Origin of the sequence: Nocardia sp. NPDC004860, assembly GCF_040609015.1 — a bacterium.
GTDB lineage: Bacteria > Actinomycetota > Actinomycetes > Mycobacteriales > Mycobacteriaceae > Nocardia.
The window spans coordinates 39,095-58,993 of record NZ_JBEXJI010000024.1 but is presented as its reverse complement, the minus strand read 5'-3'; the positions used below and the strand labels follow the sequence as shown (position 1 = coordinate 58,993).

At 64.1% G+C, this 19,899-nt stretch carries 13 protein-coding genes; 7 read left to right on the top strand and 6 right to left on the bottom strand.

The genetic code is table 11. The features are described from left to right. Positions 1–1,207 precede the first annotated feature (1,207 nt). Positions 1,208–2,041, top strand: a complete 834-nt coding sequence (locus ABZV44_RS33055) for a mycofactocin-coupled SDR family oxidoreductase (RefSeq protein WP_354845042.1) — start codon at positions 1,208–1,210, stop codon at positions 2,039–2,041. 351 nt (positions 2,042–2,392) lie between these two features. Here ABZV44_RS33055 and ABZV44_RS33050 read toward each other — a convergent pair whose 3' ends face one another. Beyond that, positions 2,393–2,977: a TetR/AcrR family transcriptional regulator gene (locus ABZV44_RS33050; protein ID WP_354845039.1), complete on the bottom strand. Its 585-nt coding sequence runs from the start codon at positions 2,975–2,977 to the stop codon at positions 2,393–2,395. 96 nt (positions 2,978–3,073) lie between these two features. Here ABZV44_RS33050 and ABZV44_RS33045 point away from each other — a divergent pair, with 96 nt between their 5' ends. Both ABZV44_RS33045 and ABZV44_RS33040 read left to right on the top strand, forming a co-directional pair. Further along, positions 3,074–4,213, top strand: coding sequence for an acyl-CoA dehydrogenase family protein (locus tag ABZV44_RS33045; RefSeq protein WP_354845037.1), 1,140 nt, complete (start codon positions 3,074–3,076; stop codon positions 4,211–4,213). Positions 4,214–4,243: 30 nt separating this feature from the next. Continuing rightward, a complete protein-coding gene (locus ABZV44_RS33040) occupies positions 4,244–5,440 on the top strand; it encodes an acetyl-CoA C-acetyltransferase (RefSeq protein ID WP_354845034.1) in 1,197 nt (398 codons plus the stop codon). A 560-nt stretch (positions 5,441–6,000) separates the two neighbouring features. Here the strand turns inward: ABZV44_RS33040 and ABZV44_RS33035 are convergent. From ABZV44_RS33035 to ABZV44_RS33020, 4 genes are all read right to left on the bottom strand, one after another. Continuing rightward, positions 6,001–9,237, bottom strand: a complete 3,237-nt coding sequence (locus ABZV44_RS33035; protein WP_354845032.1) for a protein kinase — start codon at positions 9,235–9,237, stop codon at positions 6,001–6,003. Positions 9,238–9,476: 239 nt separating this feature from the next. Beyond that, positions 9,477–11,807, bottom strand: a complete 2,331-nt coding sequence (locus tag ABZV44_RS33030; protein ID WP_354845029.1) for a hydantoinase B/oxoprolinase family protein — start codon at positions 11,805–11,807, stop codon at positions 9,477–9,479. Positions 11,808–11,817: 10 nt separating this feature from the next. After that, on the bottom strand, positions 11,818–13,920 hold the full coding sequence (locus tag ABZV44_RS33025; protein WP_354845026.1) for a hydantoinase/oxoprolinase family protein: 2,103 nt from the start codon (positions 13,918–13,920) through the stop codon (positions 11,818–11,820). Between the two features lie 32 nt (positions 13,921–13,952). Continuing rightward, the gene (locus tag ABZV44_RS33020; protein ID WP_354845023.1) at positions 13,953–15,209 is read right to left on the bottom strand and encodes a flavin-dependent oxidoreductase; all 1,257 of its coding nucleotides are present in this window, start codon (positions 15,207–15,209) and stop codon (positions 13,953–13,955) included. Between the two features lie 208 nt (positions 15,210–15,417). On the opposite strand from ABZV44_RS33020, the gene ABZV44_RS33015 reads away from it, so the two are divergent. Continuing rightward, positions 15,418–15,624, top strand: a complete 207-nt coding sequence (locus ABZV44_RS33015) for a hypothetical protein (protein WP_354845020.1) — start codon at positions 15,418–15,420, stop codon at positions 15,622–15,624. Positions 15,625–15,878: 254 nt separating this feature from the next. Continuing rightward, positions 15,879–17,534 carry an AMP-binding protein gene (locus ABZV44_RS33010; protein WP_354845017.1) on the top strand — a complete coding sequence of 552 codons (1,656 nt, stop codon included), beginning with the start codon at positions 15,879–15,881 and terminating at the stop codon, positions 17,532–17,534. Positions 17,535–17,557: 23 nt separating this feature from the next. On the opposite strand, the gene ABZV44_RS33005 is transcribed toward ABZV44_RS33010, so the two are convergent. Continuing rightward, the gene (locus ABZV44_RS33005; RefSeq protein ID WP_354845015.1) at positions 17,558–18,328 is read right to left on the bottom strand and encodes a TetR/AcrR family transcriptional regulator; all 771 of its coding nucleotides are present in this window, start codon (positions 18,326–18,328) and stop codon (positions 17,558–17,560) included. A 92-nt stretch (positions 18,329–18,420) separates the two neighbouring features. Here ABZV44_RS33005 and ABZV44_RS33000 point away from each other — a divergent pair, with 92 nt between their 5' ends. Together ABZV44_RS33000 and ABZV44_RS32995 are read left to right on the top strand one after the other, a co-directional pair. Further along, a complete protein-coding gene (locus tag ABZV44_RS33000) occupies positions 18,421–19,203 on the top strand; it encodes a maleate cis-trans isomerase (RefSeq protein WP_354845012.1) in 783 nt (260 codons plus the stop codon). A 35-nt stretch (positions 19,204–19,238) separates the two neighbouring features. Beyond that, positions 19,239–19,895 carry a VOC family protein gene (locus tag ABZV44_RS32995; protein WP_354845009.1) on the top strand — a complete coding sequence of 219 codons (657 nt, stop codon included), beginning with the start codon at positions 19,239–19,241 and terminating at the stop codon, positions 19,893–19,895. The last annotated feature ends 4 nt before the right edge of the window (positions 19,896–19,899 follow it).

Sequence of the window (19,899 nt, the reverse complement as noted above, 5' to 3'; positions counted from 1 at the left end):
GCGCTGGTCGCAATCGGCGCGAAGAGGCCGCGAGTTGGGCCGCCTGGATCCTGAAGGTGCACCGGGGTCTCGTCGAGTATCGCTGAAGTCAGGGTGTGCATTTCCCTCATCGGAACACGGGGCACTGGCCCCACAACCCGCGCACGCGGACCATCCGAGCGCTGGTCGTCGGCGCGCTGAGGAATCGGCTTTCAGAACCGACAGGTTGCGCATCACGGTCCGCACTCGCTCCGCAGCTGAGCGCCAAGGAGAGGCGCCGTTCTCGCAAAATTTGACTGTGAGTCAAATATTCCTTGACTCGCGGTCAAATGCTGTGTCACTCTCGTTGGAACAAGTTCGCCGACGGCGGCGACGCCTCGACGAGGAGGTCCCAGTGAGATTCGTCGTCTCCCACAAGCCAACGGTGCCCGATGCCTCGGGCAGGACGACCGGGAGTCAGGGCAGGAGTACCGGTGACGTCGTCTCGGAAGTCGGCGGCAACCATGCCTGCACCTGACCCGAACGCCGTGCTTGGGAGGTGCGCCGGGCTATTCGAGGCCTCCGTGTAGGCGATGAAACACTCACCCTCGCCGAAATTCACGCCCGCACAGGGGATTCCGAAACCCATTGCGCACCGACTGTTCGAGCTGGGCCAACGCGTCGCACGGCACCACAGCGCCACAGCATCGGACTGACCGTTGGTCCGGTTTTGCGCCGGCTATAGAGCAGCGTCGAACTGACCGTGCGCCTCGCCGTCCTTGACGGCACCGACATTGGTTTACCTGTAGAAACTCGACACACTGGCGCCCTCGTTGCCTTACGCGAAGGCGGTCGATTGCGCGGCTGTCGGCAAGGGTGTCCTGGCGCATGAACCATCGGGCTCCGTCGGCTCGGTCCTGACTCGTGACGATTACACCGAAGGTCACCGCAGACGGTTGTTGTGCCGAGGCTGTTCCTCGGACAACTCGACGCCGTCCGCTGGAACGGATTCGCCCGCGACGACGAGGAGCGCGCTGTCGGAATCGGCTCTGTCGCCGCCCGATCTTCGACCGAAACCAGCAGCCCATCGCTGTCTCCGTCACCGCGCGTACCCGCGACGTGCGCTGCGGGTACGCGGTTCAGGCGGTGCAATCAGCGGCCGCCGAAGCCGCCCGTCGACTGGCGTGAGCGCAGGAACCCGAAACACAGGCCATCGGGCCACACCTCAATTTCAAACTGGAGGAAGATCATGACAAAACGCTTCGAAGGCAAGATCGCACTCATCTCCGGAGCTGCACGAGGGCAGGGTCGCAATCATGCTGTCAGGCTCGCGGCGGAGGGCGCGGACATCATTGCGTTTGACGTAGCCGGACCGGTCCCGGGACAGGGCACCCCCGTGGCGAGCCCGGAAGATCTCGCCGAGACCGTCCGCCTGGTGGAAAAGCTCGATCGGAGAATCATCGCCACCGTCGCAGACGTCCGAGACGCGGATGCAGTCGCCGAACTCGTAGACCGTGGCGCCCAAGAGCTGGGCGGACTGGACGTGGTCGTGGCGAATGCAGGGATCACGGGAATTCCGGGCCCCGCCATGCAGGCCACACCCGCAAACTGGGCAACGGTCATCGACACCAATCTGACCGGCGCCTTCCATACCGTCCGCCCGGCAATCTCGCACCTCCTTGCACGCGGCGGTGGCGCGATCGTGATCATAAGCTCGTCCATCGGGCTGAAGGCTGTTCCGAACATGGCGTCCTATGCCGCCTCGAAGGCAGGCCTTACCGGTCTGATGCGGACCCTGGCACTTGAGCTGGCGGAGCACTCCATCCGCGTCAATACAGTCAACCCCACCACCGTGGGGACGCCGATGGTGCACAACCCGGTGGGCTACAAGCTGTTTCGCCCGGACCTCGAAAACCCGACCGAGGCGGACGTCGTGCCCGCCTTCCGAACGCTGAACGCCCTTCCCATCCCTTGGATCGAAGCTGACGACGTCACTAACGCCGTACTGTTCCTCGCCTCCGACGAGGGGCGCTACGTCACCGGTGTCACCATGCCCGTCGACGCCGGATACGCCGTGAAATAGCAGCATGAACTGCTACTCGGTTTGAGGAGCCGCTGAATTCCGCGCCGAGTCCGACGAGGTGGAGGCGGGTCTCGCCACTGCGATCGAGAAATCTATTCGGATGCCTTCAAGGGCAAGGTCGCCTCGGCCTGACGTCCTTGGGGCGGTGCGCACCTTGACCGCCACCCTTCGGTCGATGGCGACCCGGTTGCTGCACCTGTACGCCACACCGAACTCGGCACGCCCGATCTCCTCGGCGTCGGCGAATCCGGCGTCTGCGAGCTCCGCGGTGACCGACCGCAGGGATCACGTCGCGTTGAATTTTCGATGGGCTGATGTCGGCGAGCGGAGACCGTTGGACCGGTCGGCAGGTTATGCGGTAATACCGGTGGTCAGGATGGCGGCGAGTTCGCGGTAGGCGTTGGCGTCGTCGAGGCCGGTGGTTTCGCGGATCCCGCCCTGTTGGATGCGGGCCATGGTGGTGGCGGCGAGGTCGGCGGCGAATGCGGCGTGCACGTTGCGGAAGTCGCCGTCGGCCACGCCCTCGTCGATCAGTTCGCGGACCCGGCGGGCGGCGATGCGGGTGTTCTGTTCGTAGACCTCGCGAGCAGGTGTGAAGGCACCCATGTCGGCCATGAATCCGTCGGATGCCGCGGCCAGTGCGGTACCGACGGCGGACAGGTACGCGGTGATGCGTTCGCGGGCGCCGGTGACCCCGGCTATGTGGGCCTCCACATCGTCGGTGGCGCGTCGGAAGAAGTGCACCGTCGCGGCGCGCACGAGTTGTTCCTTGCTGCCCGCCAGGGTGTAGAGCGTGGATTTCGAGCAGCGCAGCCGTGCGGCGATGTCGTCCAGGGTCAGGTGCGTGAAGCCCTCCACGAGGAAGAGATCGACCAGTGCGTCGAACAGTTCGGTGCGTCGACGGGTCGCAAAGCCGGAACGGGTGCGCTGGTCCATGACCGGATAGTACCGGCATGCGTATTGCAGTACTCATCTGGAGACAGTACTGTCGCTGGTAATTGAGTACTATCTCGCGTAGTCCGGAGGAGAGTCGTGCCCGTCGACCGCTTGCTGCCCACAGACGAAGCCCGCGAGCTGATCCAGCTCACTCGCGACATCGCCGACAAGGTCCTGGTGCCGATGGTCGATGAGCACGAGTACTCCGAGACGTACCCCGAGGGTGTGTTCGCGACTCTGGGTGAGTCGGGGCTGTTGAGCCTGCCTTATCCGGTCGAGTGGGGTGGGGGTGGTCAGCCGTACGAGGTGTATTTGCAGGTGCTCGAGGAGATCGCCGCGCGGTGGGCCGCAGTGGCGGTAGCGGTGAGCGTGCACAGCCTGTCGTGTCATCCGCTTCTGGCGTTTGGCACCGAGGAGCAGAAGCAGCGATGGTTGCCGCGGATGCTGGGCGGCGGCATGATCGGCGCATATAGTCTGTCCGAGCCGCAGGCCGGTTCGGATGCCGCCGCCGTGGCCTGTAAGGCTTCGGTGACCGAGGGTGGCTATCGGATCAGCGGGACCAAGGCGTGGATCACCCACGGCGGCAAGGCCGATTTTTACAATCTTTTCGCCCGCACGGGAGAAGGTTCCCGGGGTATCAGCTGTTTCCTCGTCCCGGACGGCACGCCCGGGTTGAGCTTCGGCAGGCCGGAGCAAAAGATGGGCCTGCATGCGGTGCCGACCACGACCGCGCACTACGACGATGCGTTCCTGCCCGACGAGCGCCGGATCGGTGAGCTGGGGCAGGGTCTGCAGATCGCGTTGAGTGCACTGGATTCCGGGCGCCTGGGTATCGCAGCGGTGGCCACCGGCCTGGCGCAGGCGGCCCTGGACGAGGCCGTCGCCTATGCCAAGGAGCGCACCACGTTCGGTAAGCCGATCATCGACCATCAGGGCCTGGGGTTCCTGCTTGCCGATATGGCCGCGGCTGTGGATTCCGCGCGGGCGACGTATCTGGATGCGGCGCGGCGGCGGGACGCACGCCTGGACTATTCGCGCCAAGCCAGTGTCGCCAAGCTGGTGGCGACCGACGCCGCGATGAAGGTGACCACTGATGCGGTGCAGGTGTTCGGTGGCTACGGCTATACGCGGGAGTACCGGGTCGAGCGGTACATGCGCGAGGCCAAGATCACGCAAATCTTCGAGGGCACCAATCAGATTCAACGTCTGGTGATCAGTCGGTCACTGGCCCGGTAACCACATTTCCGCATGAGAGGTTCCACTCAAATGTTCACTACTGTCATCGTCGCGGGAGCCCGGACTCCGATCGGCCGGCTCGGTGGGGGGCTGGCCCGGCTGTCGGGCACCGATCTGGGCGGTATCGCGATCGGCGCGGCCCTGCACAAGGCCGGTGTCATCCCGGACCGTGTGCAGCATGTGATCATGGGGCAGGTGCTGACCGCCGGTGCCGGGCAGATGCCCGCGCGTCAGGCTGCGGCCAAGGCTGGTGTGCCGATGTCGGTTCCGGCGTTGAACATCAACAAGGCCTGCCTGTCCAGTACAAACTCGATCATCCTGGCCGACCAGCTCATTCGATCCGGAGTGTTCGATGTGGTCGTCGCAGGTGGGATGGAATCGATGAGCCAGGCGCCGCATCTGCTGCCGAACTCACGTGTTGGATTCAAATACGGTGACGCCACGTTGCTGGACCATATGGCCTTCGACGGGCTATGCGACGCGTTCACCGAGCAGCCGATGGGCCTATTGACCGAGGTCGGCAACGATACCGATCACATCTCCCGCGACGAGCAGGACGCCTTCGCCGCCCGTTCCCACCAGCTCGCCGCAAAAGCATGGGCCACCGGCGTTTTCGACGACGAGGTCATCCCGGTCGACGTGCCGGGCAAGAGCGGCACCAGCACCCGGATCGTACGGGACGAGGGCATCCGGCCCGACACCACCGTGGACACCCTGTCCCGGCTCCGACCAGCGTTCCGTGGCGATGGAACCATAACTGCGGGCAATGCCTCGACGATCAACGACGGCGCTTGCGCGGTGGTCCTGATGAGCAAGGAAAGCGCCGAGGCGGAGGGGATTTCGTGGATCGCCGAGATCGGCGAGCACGGGATGGTCGCGGGCCCCGACTCCGGACTGCAGCTGCAACCCGCTAACGCGATCACCGCCGCCTGCGACACCGCTGGGATCGCTCCGGCCGATCTGGATCTGCTTGAGATCAACGAGGCCTTCGCCGCCGTCGGGATCGCCTCGACTCGTGCGCTGGGCATTGATCCCGACCGAGTTAATGTCAACGGTGGTGCGATCGCCCTCGGACATCCTATCGGCATGTCGGGGGCCCGCATCATCCTGCACCTCGCGCTCGAACTAGCCCGGCGCGGCGGCGGCACCGGTGCCGCCGCGCTCTGTGGAGGAGGGGGACAAGGCGATGCCTTGATCCTGCACGTCCCCACCGACCCCCGGGGCTAGCAGCACTCATCCCAGCCAGGCCGGTTCGTCGCAGGACCCCTGCGTTGTCAACCAGGGCCCGGCGGACGTCTTCGACACTCGAATGGGAGTAGTCGTCGCCGATGGTGGTGATCGAGGCACACGCACTCTCATTCCAGACCACCGTATTTGGCATGGAGGTAGTCGCTGCCTCGACATATCGGTAGCGCCGGAACCGGGACCTGCCGTGCCCGGGACTCAGCCCGCGCCCGGTTGCGGTTGGCCCGCCGGAGCACCGACACCGCACGATTGGCCAAACCCAGCCGACTGCAGGGATCGAACGATCAAATGACTTTCTAATTTAGTCTCACCCCTCGAACGACCACCCTTCACGTGGAGTCCCTACGAGGAACACCCAAGGCCGCCCGCGGGCGTAGACGGGCTGTCGCAAGCTTCGTGCCCTCGGCGGGGTGGGTGATGTTGCGGAAGGTGGTGTGCTGGGCCCGGTTCCGCAGATCTACCGGGTCGGCACGTGAGTCGGTGACGGTGTGTTCCCTGGAGTGGCAGTCTGAGGAACAGGGGCCGTAGCTGTACCGGGAGGCTCAAGCTTCGGGCTGATCGACGGTCCATGCGGCAATCTGTGCGCGCGAGGTGAATCCGAGCTTGGTCAGGATGTGTTCCACGTGTCCGTCGGCTGTGCGCTGCGAAATCACCAGCCGAGCCGCGATCGCCCGGTTGGTCAGACCTTGGGCGATGAGATCGGCGACTTGGCGCTCACGTTTGGTCAGGACTCCTCTCGGGTGAGGGCCAGGCTCGAGGGCTTCGGTTTGCTCTCCGAGCGCGAAGCCCACCGCGGCGTCGAAACCCATTGCGGCGCCTTCCTGACGAGCTGCCTCGAATGCTCGTTCGCCGAGCGCTTTGCGACTGCTCGAGGCGCATTCCTCGCGATAGACGAGCAAATCGCGAACCATGAACGCGGAGCTGCCGGCAGCGCGGCCCAGCGAATCGGCGGCACCCATCAAGACAGCGGCACGCCGGGGGTGGTGCTGCTCCGCTGTGAGCCAGGCCAGCGTCTCCAGACAGGCCCCGGCGACCAGCGGGTCGGCGACCAGCCGGGCCGCTCGAATCCCTTCCTGTAAGAGCTGTGAGGCGCGCTCGGGTTCATTTCTTCGCCACACGGCAAATCCCGCTCCCCACAACGCCCACGAGCGAAGCATCGCCTCGCCGGCGGATTGGGTGATTGCGAGCACCTCGTCGAAGTGTGCGAGAGCCTGCGCGGTATCGCCCTGCGATGCGTAGGCCCAGCCGAGCGAAATCAGGATATCCAGCGGCAGTTCGAGGTCCGGAGATTCTTTGTAGGCGGCGACGGCCTCGGTGAGGAGGGTGCTTGCGCGCGCCGGACCACCGCCGATGCCCGATAGACAAATGTTTCCCTCGGCGTGGATAGGCAGGATCCGGACGAGAGGGTCGGTCGTCTGCTCGGCCAGGGTCCGGAGCTGTGTCAGCTTATCCGTTGCGGCCTGTATATCGCCCTGCATCGCGGCTATCGAACAGGCGTCGTAGAGTGCCGTGGCCCGGTCAGCGGCCGGAACGCCGGTCGCATGGTCGAGGGCGCGCTCACACCAGCGGCGCCCCTCGCTGAGCCGTCCGCGGCCTGCCCAGAACTGGTAGAGGGCGGTGGTGATCCGCAAAGCGGAATCGTTCGCCTCGGTCAGGCTGAGTTCCAGCGCTTTGCGCAGATTCGGTAGTTCTCGCTCGAGTCGGGCAACCCAACGCACCTGATGCGGACCGATCCATTCCGCCTCTGCCCGGAGCACCAACTGCTCGCACCACTGTCGATGCCGCAGAACGTATTCGAGGTAGTGTCCGCTGTCTTGGGCTTTGTCCCTGCCGTATTCCTGGACGGTTTCAAGCATCCGGAAGCGAATCGTGCCTTCGGTTTCCTTGCGGATCAGAATCGACTTGTCCACCAGTGCGGACAGCCCATCGTGCAATTCCGCCTCGGTTAGGACGGTGTCGCAGACCTGTTCGGCGGCATCGAGCTCGAAACCGCCGGCGAACACCGACAGCTGGTTCCACAGCCGCTGCTCGATCGGCGTGCACAGGTCGTAGCTCCAGCCGATGCACCACCGCAGGGTCTGCTGCCGCCTCGGGGCACCACGGCTACCGCGGGTCAACAGGGCGTATCGGTCGTCGAGCCGGGTCAGGATCTGCTCAGGCGACATCGTGCGTAAGCGGGCCGCGGCCAGCTCGATCGCCAGCGGCAGGCCGTCCAGTCGCGCGCAGATGCGGGCGACGGTGAGCCCGTTGTCATCGGTGACCTCGAACCCCGGTGTGGCTGCGGCGGCGCGTTCGGCAAACAAAGTCACCGCGTCGTAGCGTGCACGCGCGGATGGTTTGTCCGTCAACTCGGGAGTCCCCAATGGAGGTACCGCAAATACCGATTCCCCGCCGACGTTCAAAGCCTCGCGGCTTGTCGTCAGAATCCGCAGCTGTCGGCAGGTTCGCAGTAGCGACTCGGTCAGCTTCATGGCTGCATCGATCACCTGCTCGCAGTTGTCCAGTATCAGCAGCAGGGTGCGAGCGGACAGCAGTTCTGCCATGACATCGAGCATGGGGCGGGAACTCTGGTTCCGCAGGCCGAGGGCGGAGGCTACAACGTCGACCAACAATGTCTCATCCCGCAGATCACCCAACTCGACGAGCCAGACTCCGTCGGCGAAATTCTCTTTCACCTTGTGGGCGACGCGCAGTGCGAGCCGTGATTTGCCGACCCCGCCCATTCCGGTCAGCGTCACCAGACGCGACCCGGCCAGTAGATTCTTGACCTCGGCCACCTGGATCCGCCGACCGACGAAGCTGGTGAGTTCGAGTGGGAGATTCCCGACGTCGTTCCCCACCGCAAGCACCGACGGGATGATCGATGCATGGTCGGCTCCTGGTTCGGTCGGTAGCGCCATCTCGTCTACGGCGAATCCGTGCTGGCTCTCGACCTGTTGGAGTTGTCGGCCCAATTCCTCGGCGGTGGGGCGGGCCCGCGGGTCGCGCGACATCGCCGACTCGATCACCGCGGACAGGTCGTCGGGCATGCCGCTCTTGCGCAGATCGGGGATTGGTTGCTCGGTGATTCGCGCGAATTGTGCGAGAACTTGCTCGCCGCTGCGGCGTTCGAAGGCGGCATGGCCGGTCAGGGCGCAGAACAGGGTGGCGCCGAGCCCGTATACATCGGAGGCCCGGCTCGGGGCGTCCCCGCCGAGTACCTCCGGTGCGGTGAACGCCGGTGAACCGGTGATTGTGCCGGTCTCGGTCTCGAACCCGCCGGCGATATGTGCGATTCCGAAATCGGTCAACGCCGGTTCGCCGTAGTCGGTGAGCAGAATGTTTCCCGGCTTGATATCGCGGTGTAGCACGTCCGCCCGATGCGCCGTTTCCAGCGCTCCGGCGATCTTCACCGCCAGGTGCAACACTTCCGGCAGTGAAAACGGACCTTCGCGCCGGATGCGGGCATCGAGGGATCCGCGCGAGTGGTATGGCATCACCAGGTAGGGCAGGCCGCCGGGGGTCTCACCGACCTCGAGCATGTCGACGATGTTGGGGTGCCCGGTCAGCCGCCCCATCGCGCGCTGCTCGCGAAAGAAACGTTCCCGATTCTCCTCGAGTTCACCGGTGAGTACCTTAACCGCGACCGTACGGTCCGCGGCGAGTTGGGTACACCGATACACCTGGCCGAACCCGCCCCGCCCGATCTCTTCCGCATCGTCGAAACCGGCAGCGTGCAACTCCGTGATGACATCGCTACCAACATCACGCTGTGTCTGGAACGGATCGTTTTCGACCATCGGCTACTCGTGACCCCAACCTCAGCGGGCACTAGCCAGAGTATCCCCGGTGCCCGTGCCGGACTATGACGTCCATCGAGCTGGTTCCCCAGCTCAGCGACACTGATCTGGGGAACCGCGCTCCGAGTTGGCCGGCTGGGGCTGAAGGTGCTGCGCCTTGCATTCCCACCTTGCAGGTCCTGCGACTGTACGACTAAATGTCCATAGTCCGACACAGTCGTAGATTGCAGGTTATTGCCCTAATGGTGTGGGTCATGCTCGTAGACGTCGTCGGGCAGGGGGTGGTCCTTGGGCACGACGCGGGAGTATGTAGCTGTCAGGCAGCCAGGGCAGCACAGCTGGCGGAAGACCATGTCGGCGTCGACGTACACAGATGGGTCCGCCCAGATGTGCGGTCCGGCTTTAGTCGGCTCCCAGTCGATGCGCGCCAGGCTGTTGACGTACGTGCTGCCGTCAGCCGGGCCAATCAGCGTCCCACAGTGGATGCATGCGACCGTGTCGGTGTCGTCAACGCGCACGATCGCCAGGTTGTCGTCCAACCGGCGACCGGTCTCCGCGAGTCGACCGGCCATCGGCCGACCCGATTCGTCCGGCAACCCGGCGTTCGCGGCCCGCTGCCGGCGCAACTCTTGTCGTGCCGACGAGGTGGCCGCAGCGTCGACCTCGCCGACATCGGTGAGCGAGACGCCGTACAGGTCGAGCGCGGCTTCGTGTGAGACCCGTTGCTGCAGCACGTCTTCGCGGACGCTCTCCGGCGCGCGGAGTAGTGGGTCGCCGTACCCGCCGCCAGCCTGCCAGTGCAGAAAAAGCGCGTCATCAGGGCCAAGGATCGACTCGCCCTCGCAGGGTAGAACGTCCATCATGCCGCCGAGCTGATCGAGGTCGGCGGGGATCGACGAGGCGCTCTTCAGTTGCGGGGTCCCAATCTGCCGGATCACCATGTCGAGTTGCGAATTGCCGGGGTATCCACCCGCCAGACCGACGTTTTGGTTCGCCACTTTGCCCGTCCCGGACACCACCAGTGACACGGGTTCGGACTGATGTGGATGCTGCACGTAGCAGACCGAACCGCTCATACCACCCCGTTGCCGACCCGGACCGCCGGAGTCGGTCTGTTCCCGGCGCCAGAGCGCGACGAGCGGGTACAGGTACTCGGTCATCTCGACATCGGGTGCCCGCGCGGCAGGGATGATCAAGCGGCCGCCGGTGTCGACGCCGTCGTAGTGCACTTGAGCGCCGTAGCCCCCCGCCATAACGTCGAAGACCGGCGAGACGAATCCCTTGCGGTCGCCGTCCCGCGTATCCATACCGGACACCACACACATGTCTGTCGTTCCGTTGCAGATGGCCTGAACGTCCGTCCGGCGAGTGGGTTCGGCGTCGAGCATCTTGGCGATGACCTCCGCCACGAGATTTGCTGCGCCCCACGCAGGGCCGAATGGCCCTTTGCCAACGGCGGCCGGGAATGAGGCGTTGGTGATGGTGTTCTCTTCGGCGATGATGTCGAAGCACCTCATCAGGCCCCCTGCCGCCCACGGAATGTCGCCTGCCAGCAGCGGCAGAACGGTGAATACGATGCCTGCACGCAGACCCGGGTACGGACAGTTGATGACGCCCGTTTGCGGCGCGGTGCCGGTGAAATCGAACACCAGCCGGTCGCCGCGCTTGGTCATGGCGACCTTGATGGCGTGCATTCTGCGGTCCCCTGTGCCGGACTGCTCCTGGTAGCCCGTAGCTGACCAAGTTCCGTCCGGCAGTGCCGCCAGCTTGGCTTTGAGTCTGGTCTCCGCGTCGTTGAGCATTCGGCGCATGACGGCCTTGACCGGGTTGGCTCCATACTTTCGGATGAGCCGGAGAACGCGATCGGCGGCATTCTTGTTCGCGGCGATCTTCGCCCGCAGATCGAGGCCGACCATATGCGGCAGCCGCGAGCGACGGGTCCAGGCATCCGCGACATCTTGTTGCAGTACACCGTTTCTCACCACCTTCAGAGGTGGGGTGGGAACGGCCTCGCCGAAGATGTCCTGGGAGGACGGGCTGAAGGAGCCGGGACGGTAGCCGCCGAGGTCGACCTGGTGCGCGATCGCGGTCGTCCACCCGAAGAGCTTGCCGTCGTGGAAGATTGGTGCCAGGATCGCCGCGTCGTTCTGGTGCAGCCCGCCGCCGACCCAGGGGTCGTTGCAGAGGAACATGTCGCCTTCGGATATCCCGGGATTGGTGCTGCGATGCTGCAGCGTCCAATAGATCGCGAGATCCATGGACCCGATAAGACCGATGTTGTAGCTGCCGACTTGGACCTGCTCGCCCAGCTCATCGCAGATGGAGAAGTTGAAGTCGTTGGACTCGGTAACGACATGGGAGCCCGACATTCTCCGCAGGGTCTCGCCCATCTCCTGGGTAATGGCCCATAGTCGGTGTCGAACCACTTCGTAGGTGAGCGCATCGACGGACTCGATGAGGTCATCGTCGACCGTGTGTAGCGGTAGGGTGCCAGGAATTCGTGCGCGCAGTTCATCGCGTGAGATCGAACGGCTGACGAAATGATCGGCGCCGGGAATGATGCTGTTCATTGGCTGTTTCTCACTCGTAGGTAATGACAAGGTTGCCGAGTCGATCGACCCGTCCGGTCGTGCCCGCGGGCACCACGACTGCGGTCGTGGGAACCTGGACGATCGCGGGTCCGACGAGTACGTGACCAGCCCGCAGGCGCGAGTACTCGTAGACCGGGGTGGGCTCGTACCCGCGCTGTGAATCCAGCCGGACCGGCCGTTCCACAAGTAGTGCACTGACTGGATCACTGCTGCTGGCCGTTTCGATGGTCGGCAGCGTCACGGGGAATCCGAGGCTCGCCTTCGCCCGCACCCGGTAGGTGATCGCCTGCATCCCGGCTGCCCGGTAGCCAGTGCCGGATCCGTTGATCCGCTCGTACTGTTCCTCGAAGGCCGCCATGATGGCGCTTCCGCAGTTCTCGTCGAGCGGGCCGCCGGGCACTGGCGTAGTCAGCTCATGGACCTGCATGGCGTAGCGCAGATCCGCCTCGCGCTGGAAGGACACGTCCTGGAATTTGACACCCTGACGCTTCAGCACGTCATCAACCTCGGCCTGGAGCCGGTCGAAATAGTCCTGGAGTTCGACGTGATCGATGGGGAAGGACGAGGGAGCCGAGATCTCGGCGCTGAAGACGACATCGGAAGCTGCGAGGCCGTAGGCGGAGAAGGCCGAGGCGATCGGGCCCAGCGGTACGACCACTTCAGAGACGCCGAGATCGTTGCAGTAGCCGGCACAGTGCGCGGGACCGGCACCGCCGAAGGCATAGACGACAAAGTCGCGAGGGTCGTATCCGGACCCCACGACCGCGCGCCGAAGCAGGTCGCCGGCCTGCGCGTTCTGAACCTCATAGATGGCGATGGCCGCGTCCTCGACCGTGAGCCCCAGCGGGACCGCCACGTGCTCGCGGATTGCGGCCCTAGCCAGCTCGAGGTCCAGCGGCTTCCTGCCGCCGATCAGCCCGTATTCGCTCAGGATGCCCAGGACGAGGTTGGCATCGGTGTTCGTGGGGCGGGTCCCGCCATTGCCGTAGCAGGCGGGGCCAGGCACGGCCTCTGCGCTCTGCGGGCCGATTCGCAGATTGCCACCGGCGTCGACAGATGCCAGGGCGCCGCCGCCGGATCCGATAGTGTGCACCTGGATCGTCGGGGCGTTGATCGGGTACTGGTTGACGATCGAGCCGGACGCCATCACCGGTTCTCCATCGACGATGAGGCCCGCGAGAAAGGTGGTGCCCCCGACGTCGGTGGTGATCACGTTGCGGTGCCCGAGCTGCTCGGCCATCCGCATTCCGCCGATGACGCCGCCCGACAGCACCGAACCGATCGTGGTAATCGCGTGTTCAGGCGCCCGATCGGCTGTGATCGTCCCGCCCTCGCTCTGCATCACCAGCAGCGGTCCCGCAAGCCCACGCTCTGTGAGCTGCCGCTGGAGCGGCTGTAGATAGGTGCGAAGTCGCGGACCAACCTGCGCATTCATGATCGTGGTGGACGTCCGCGCGAATTCGCGGATCCGCGGGCTCACCTCCGATGACAGCGTGACATACATATCCGGTGCGATCTCATGGATCAGCTCCCGGATCCGGCGCTCATGCTGATCGTTCTTAAACGACCACAGCAGGCAGACAGCGATCGCTTCCACTCCCTGCTCGAGGAGGGCCCGGGCTACGCGGCGCACCTCGTCTTCGTCGAGCGGCACCAGCACCCGCCCGGCGTAGTCGAGCCGTTCAGTGACTTCCAACGCTCGGTATTTGGGAATCAAAGCCTGCGGTTTGCGATTCCGCAACGTGTCCTGGATCTCGTGCGCCGACCGGCCGAGCGTGCGCCCTTCGGCGTTCATGATGTAGATCGCGTCGCGGTGGCCTTTGGTGGCGATGAGGCCCACCTCGGCCACAGAGCCTTGGACCAGGGCGTTGATGGACGCGGTGGTGCCGTGCGCGATGTAGTCGGTCTGCCCCAGCAACTCGTTGACACCGAGTCCGAGTTCGGTGGCCAGTTCCTCGATGACGCGCATGACGCCGACTTCGCGATGGGGAGGTGTGGTGTGGGCTTTCGCTGAAACGATGCCACCTGACCCGTCCGATGCGACTCCGTCGGTGAAGGTGCCCCCGACATCGATGCCAAGCGCGTACGCCATGTGTATTCCTCTGCGTGGATTTGATGGTGGATCTACGAACGTTCGTGCGCCGCAACTGATTCGCGGTCGTAGCCGGCGGTCTTCTGGTAGTTGCCGTGGATGCTCTCGATTTCTTCCTGCGTGATGACGTCGCTGATGTCGCTGAATCTTTCGCCCGAGGTTCGCTGTTCCACGAGTTCGATGATCGAGTCCGGCGGTGCCGTGCGATTTGTCAGCACAATGTTGTTCACAGTTGCGAGCCGCATCGACTCGTACTCGCTCAGCGCGCGTACCGGGTCGTCGCAGTGGTTGTTGACGACCTCGGCGAGCGTCTCGGCGTCCAGGATTGCTTGTGCGCCACCGTTTCCTCCTCGCGGATACATGGGGTGCGCAGCGTCGCCGACCAATGTCACCCGGCCGAAGGTCCAGCGGTCGATCGGGTCCCGGTCGACCATCGGGTAGGAGACGATATTCTCGGCAGACTCGATCATCTCAGGGCAGTCCAGCCAGTCGAACTTCCAGTCTGCGAAGTTGGGCAGGAAATCATCCAGCATGCCGGGTGCGCTCCAGTCGCAGGGCGCCTCGTGTTCGCTGAACATCTCCGCTACCCAATTGACAAGCTGGTTGCCGGCGGCGTCGACGTTGTTCCGGATGGGATAGACGACGAGTTTTCCGGTCAACTGCAGTGCGCCGATCCTGATTGCGCTCGCGCCGGTGAGGATCGGCTGCATCGTAGTGACGCCACGCCACATGTTGATGCCGTGGAAAACGGGCTTTCCCTCGTTGGGATACAACACCTTTCGGACCGCTGAATGAATGCCGTCGCAACCGACCAGCAGGTCCCCGGTCCAGCTGCCGATCGTGCGACCCGCGCGATCGGTGAAATGAGCCGTTACCTTGTCGGCGCTCTGCGTAAAGTCGACGAGTCGATGATCCTTGTGCACGCGATCGGCGCCGAGCCGCTCGCATGTCGCGTCGAACAGCACCTTGTGCAAGTCGCCCCGATGGATCGAATAATGGGGGTAGTCGTACCCGGCGAATAGTCCACAGGGCTCTCGATGGATGAGCTGCCCATGGTGCGTGAAGAACGCGCACTCCTGCGCTTCGACTGCAACGGATGCCAGGGCGCTGGTGAGGCCGAGCCCGTTCAGCACTCGAATAGCGTGCGGCAGCATGTTAATTCCGAGGCCCAGCGGTTTGAATTCGGGAGCGGCTTCGAAGATGTGAACTTCGAGGTGCGGGTTTCGTTGCTGGAGTGAGAGGGCCAAGGCGAGGCCACCGATCCCGCCGCCGGCAATCAAGATTTTCATTCACAGCCTTTCAGGGTGTGAGCTGGAATATGTCCGTACATACGGTGATGTGAGCAGGCTAACTCAGATTTACTCAGTCGTCAATCAATCGACACATCTGTAGTTTGCCGTGTGGCGAGGTCGTTCGTCTTGAGGATGAGGCCCCGCTGGACATGCGTCACGTGTGTTGCGTGCGGTGAGCCAGTGAGCGCGACGAGCGCCTTCGCGGGTGGCCCGAGTTCGATCTGGTCGACTGTCGGTCTCCGGCGGCATCATGCTCGGCGTCATCGGCGTCATCGGCGTCATCGGCGTCATCGGCGTCATCGGCGTCATCGGCGTCATCGGCGTCATCGGCGCCTCAGAGTCCACGCGGCGAAGACGGCCGTCGCCGGATGGTTGCTCCTCGGCGCGATCCGTGCCAGCGGGCTGGGTGTAGACAATGGCGATATGCCTGAGCGTTGACCGAGTTCGGTCACGTCGTCGACTGTCGGGTCATGGTCGCCGAGTGTCGATGCCCTCGGCATAGGGCGGTCCGATCATTCCGCGTCGCTCCCGGGCTGATTCGGCAGGTCGTGGAGCGTCGCCACGGGAGTTATACGGACAAGTAAATCTTTTGACATAACTGTCAATGTTCGTATACTTCCTGTGGTGATCGGCGCCACAAAGCGCTCAACTAACAGGAGGTATTTGGTGATCAACTGGAGCGGTCGGCTTGTTCATTACCCCGTCGAGGTCGCCGAGCGGTACCGCTCGGCGGGTCTGTGGGGCAGCCTCCCGATAGGTGCTGAGTTCCACGAGGTCGCGGCCCGGCAGGGCGCTCGGCCCGCGATTGTCGCGGAGGAGGGATCTCTTAGTTATATCGAACTGGATGAGATTACGGATCGGCTCGCGCTCGGTTTGCAGACCCTGGGCTTTGTTCAGGGTGACCGCGTCATCGTCCAGCTCACCAATCGGCTCTACTCGGTGGTGGCCTGGTATGGCTTGCTCAAGGCTGGCCTGATCCCGGTGTGCACACTCGCCGCCCATCGGGGGAACGAGATCGGCGGGATCAGCCGGAAGGTCGGCGCGGTCGCCCACATCGTGGAGTCGACGGTGTCGGGCTTCGACCTAGTGGCCTTCGCGCAGGAGCAGTGCGCTGGGCATCCGACGATGCGTCATGTACTTACCGTGGGGACTGCTGATGATCGCGGTGTCTCCATCGAACGACTCATTGATGAGTCGTTCGACGCGGCGACGGCGCGAGAGGCGGTGTCGGCGATCCAGTCTCAGATCAGCCCCGACGAGATCGCGTGCTTCCAGCTTTCTGGCGGTACGACCGGCCTCCCGAAGGTGATACCCCGCCTGCACGCGGAATACTGGTACAACGCCAAGGCGTTCGCTGAGGTGGTTGGATGGGACGAGGAGACCCGTACTGCATATCTGTACCCCATCATCCACAACGGCGGGATCACGCTCGCACTCCATGCGGTCCATAGCGTCGGAGGTACGCTCGTGCTTGGCACGCCGGCCCTGGACCAGGCGCTGCCGGTCTTCGCCGAGGGGCAGGCCACTGACGTCCTGATCGGCCACGGCCACTACAACATGGTCGAGCATCCGCTCTTCGATGAGGCCATGGCCTCGGTGAAGCGGGTGGTGCTGTCGGGTGCCAAGGTGCCAGAGCGCCTCTTCGAGGCCTTCGAGCGCAAAGGCATCTGGTTGGGGCAGAACTTCGGAATGGGGGAGGGTTTCTGTGCGAACTCGACCTCGAAGACCATTCGTGATGGTCGGTTGAACACCGTGGGCGTGCCGATCTCTCCGTATGACGAGTTCCGCGTGTTCGAGCCGGGAACGGATATCAACCTCCCGGACGGCGAGGTGGGCGAACTCGCTTGTCGCGGACCGTACACAATCCGAGGCTACTTCGACGCCGACGATATCAACGAGGCCGCCTTCATGCCCGACGGCTTCTATCGCACCGGGGACCTGGTCGCTATACGTCAGTACGGCGATGAGCGCTGCATCTCGATCGAGGGCCGGATCAAGAACCTAATCAACCGCGGTGGCGAGAAGATCAGTCCCGACGAGGTAGAACGTCTCCTTCTGTGTCATCCACGGATCATGGCGGCGGCGGTCGTCGCGATGCCGGACACTCGCCTCGGGGAACGTGCCTGCGCATACCTGGTCACTACTGGCGAGCCGTTGACACTAAAGGACGTCCAGGCTCACCTCGAGGGGTTGTCCCTGGCGAAATTCAAATGGCCGGAGCGTATCGAGACGATCACCGAAATGCCGAAGACCGCTGTCGGGAAGTTGGACAAGAAGGTCCTGCAGCGCGACATCGTCGCGAAGGTCGCCGGGGACGAGTGAGTCGGCCTTGGCCGAGCATCTCGTCAGCCGTCGAGCATCTCCTCGAGGCGAACCAGGTTCGCGCGGATCGTCTTGATGGCTTCGGCGGGACTGCCGACCGGTCCATGTGGGCCGCCCTCGGCCACCACCCCGGCCACTGCGAGGTCAGCCAATTCTTCGCTGATCGCGACGAGGTCATCGCCATGATCGTCGCTGTACCACCATGCCACCCAGTTCGTCAGGCCGATCACGCCCAGTGCGGCCACGCGGGCGTCCGCCGGCCGGAAGATGCCCGAGGCAATACCGTCCTCAAGTAGTGCGGTAATCGACCGGAGCACGATGCGGCGGCTCTCCAGATGGGTTTCCGCCACAGCTTCAGGCAGGTTCGCCTCCGAACGGAGCAGCAGCTGGAACCGGGCGCTGTGCTTCCCCTGCTTGATGACGCTGGTCCGGACGATCTCACGGACCTTCTGGGCGGGGTCCAGGTCCTCGCGCCGGACGATCTGTTGGACGGTCATGGCGGCATCCTGCGTTGTCTCCGTGACGATCCGAGCGAGCAGGTCGTCCTTGCTGCTCACATAGTGGTAGAGCGCTGGCCGGGTAAGCCCGACCGCGTCAGCGATGTCCTGGAAACTGGTGCCGGCGAAACCGCGCTCGGCGAACAATCTGGTCGCCTGAATGTAGATCTGCTGTTCGACCAAACCTCGACGAACGCTGACTCGGTCCGTGTTTTGCTTCTCGGCCGGCTCCTCGCGTCGGGAAGGTGTTGCGCTGCCTTGCGGCTTATCGGCCCGGGCGGCACCTGTGTCACTCATGCGCCGAGGTTACCGCCGGTCAGTCCGTCGGCTCGAATCGCATCGCTGACAGTAGTGTTGACTTTTTGTCACAAGTGTTGAAAACTGGGGGAGTGGGCGGATTTCAGACCATCAGGCGCCGCGTCGGCCTGATCGTGCCAAGTACCAATGTGACTCTGGAGACCGAGATTCCGGAGCTCCTGGGCCGGCATCCATCGGCCCGATTCAGCCACCACGTGACTCGGATGCGTATGTCGCAGGTCTCTCCGACGCAGCTCGAGGCGATGAATGCACAACGTGAGCGCTGTGTCATCGAGATCGGCGATGCCCTCCCCGACGTGATCCTCTATGCCAGTCCGGTCGCGCTGATGGCCGGTGGCCCGGGTGAGCATCAGCGCGTTGAGGGTCTAATCGCTGAACAGCTGGCCACCGGAGGCTCGGAGGCCAAGGTGCGTACCAGCGCTGGTTCTCTCATCGAGGCATTGCGGGCGCTCGACGCGCAGCGGGTAGCGCTGGTCATGCCCTACATGCGCCCGCTCTCCGAAAAGGTTGTCGACTACATCGAGCACGAGGGCTTCACTGTCCACGATTGGAAGTGCCTGGAGGTGGAGGACGATCACGCGGTCGGGTGTCTTCCTGGCCGAGACGTGATGACTGCGGCCCGTTCGCTGGATTACACCGGCGTCGACGCGGTCGTTATCTCTTGCTGCGTGCAGATGCCCTCGCTGGAGCTCGTCGACATGGCCGAACGAGAGTTCGGCGTGGCGGTCCTGTCTGCGGCGACAGCCAGCACGTACAGCATCCTGCGCGCCTGCGGACTGTCGGTCGATATTCCCGGAGCGGGATCGCTACTCAGGATCGATGCCGCAGAACACGCCTGCGCACCCGCTCATTGACACGTTAGGTAACCCATGAAAGGACGGTGCAACCGATGACATCGCTGCACGACAAACACCTAGTGGCTGGCGTCGATCATGCCGCGTTCCCCACATTCGACCCTGCCAGCACGGTCCGGTTTTACCGGGACACGCTGGGCTTTCCCGTCGTCCATTCGGTCTGCGCCGCAGGCTGGGGCGGGCCGGACCATCCGGACTTCATACACTTCTTCTTCGACATCGGTAAGGCTGACCGGATCGCATTCTTCTACTACTTCGGCCTCGATGGGCCGGACATGAGTGAGGGCGCCGGGGACGTCTACGCCCGGTTCGGCGCTGGGACGCCGGACTGGTTCGTGAACTCGCGGCATCTCGCGTTGCATGTCGACTCTGCTGACGAGCTTATGGAGTACCGCCGTCGGCTCGACGCCAGCGATTGGCCGGTCGAAATGCAGATCCAGCACGAGACGATCGAGTCGATCTACACCCACGACCCGAACGGCTACTTGATCGAGTTCACCCGCGCCCTCCGACCGGTGGCCCCGCAGGAGCACCTCGACGCGAATCTAACGGTCGACGCACTCGTCGAGGTCGTCCAGCAGCCGGGCGGGACGCTGGATCAGCTCTTGGTGCGCAAAGCTGAACTCATCGTCGAGCGGGCGGAGAAGTGGGCCGAGCAGCAGACGCTGTTGGAGGAGGCTACCGAGAAATGAGTGC

Bases quoted from the DNA above. Each gene is read 5' to 3' on its own strand.
- ABZV44_RS33055 (WP_354845042.1), top strand. From the start codon at position 1,208: ATGACAAAACGCTTCGAAGGCAAGATCGCACTCATCTCCGGAGCTGCA.
- ABZV44_RS33050 (WP_354845039.1), bottom strand. From the start codon at position 2,977: ATGGACCAGCGCACCCGTTCCGGCTTTGCGACCCGTCGACGCACCGAA.
- ABZV44_RS33040 (WP_354845034.1), top strand. From the start codon at position 4,244: ATGTTCACTACTGTCATCGTCGCGGGAGCCCGGACTCCGATCGGCCGG.
- ABZV44_RS33035 (WP_354845032.1), bottom strand. From the start codon at position 9,237: ATGGTCGAAAACGATCCGTTCCAGACACAGCGTGATGTTGGTAGCGAT.
- ABZV44_RS33030 (WP_354845029.1), bottom strand. From the start codon at position 11,807: ATGAACAGCATCATTCCCGGCGCCGATCATTTCGTCAGCCGTTCGATC.
- ABZV44_RS33025 (WP_354845026.1), bottom strand. From the start codon at position 13,920: ATGGCGTACGCGCTTGGCATCGATGTCGGGGGCACCTTCACCGACGGA.
- ABZV44_RS33020 (WP_354845023.1), bottom strand. From the start codon at position 15,209: ATGAAAATCTTGATTGCCGGCGGCGGGATCGGTGGCCTCGCCTTGGCC.
- ABZV44_RS33005 (WP_354845015.1), bottom strand. From the start codon at position 18,328: ATGAGTGACACAGGTGCCGCCCGGGCCGATAAGCCGCAAGGCAGCGCA.
- ABZV44_RS32995 (WP_354845009.1), top strand. From the start codon at position 19,239: ATGACATCGCTGCACGACAAACACCTAGTGGCTGGCGTCGATCATGCC.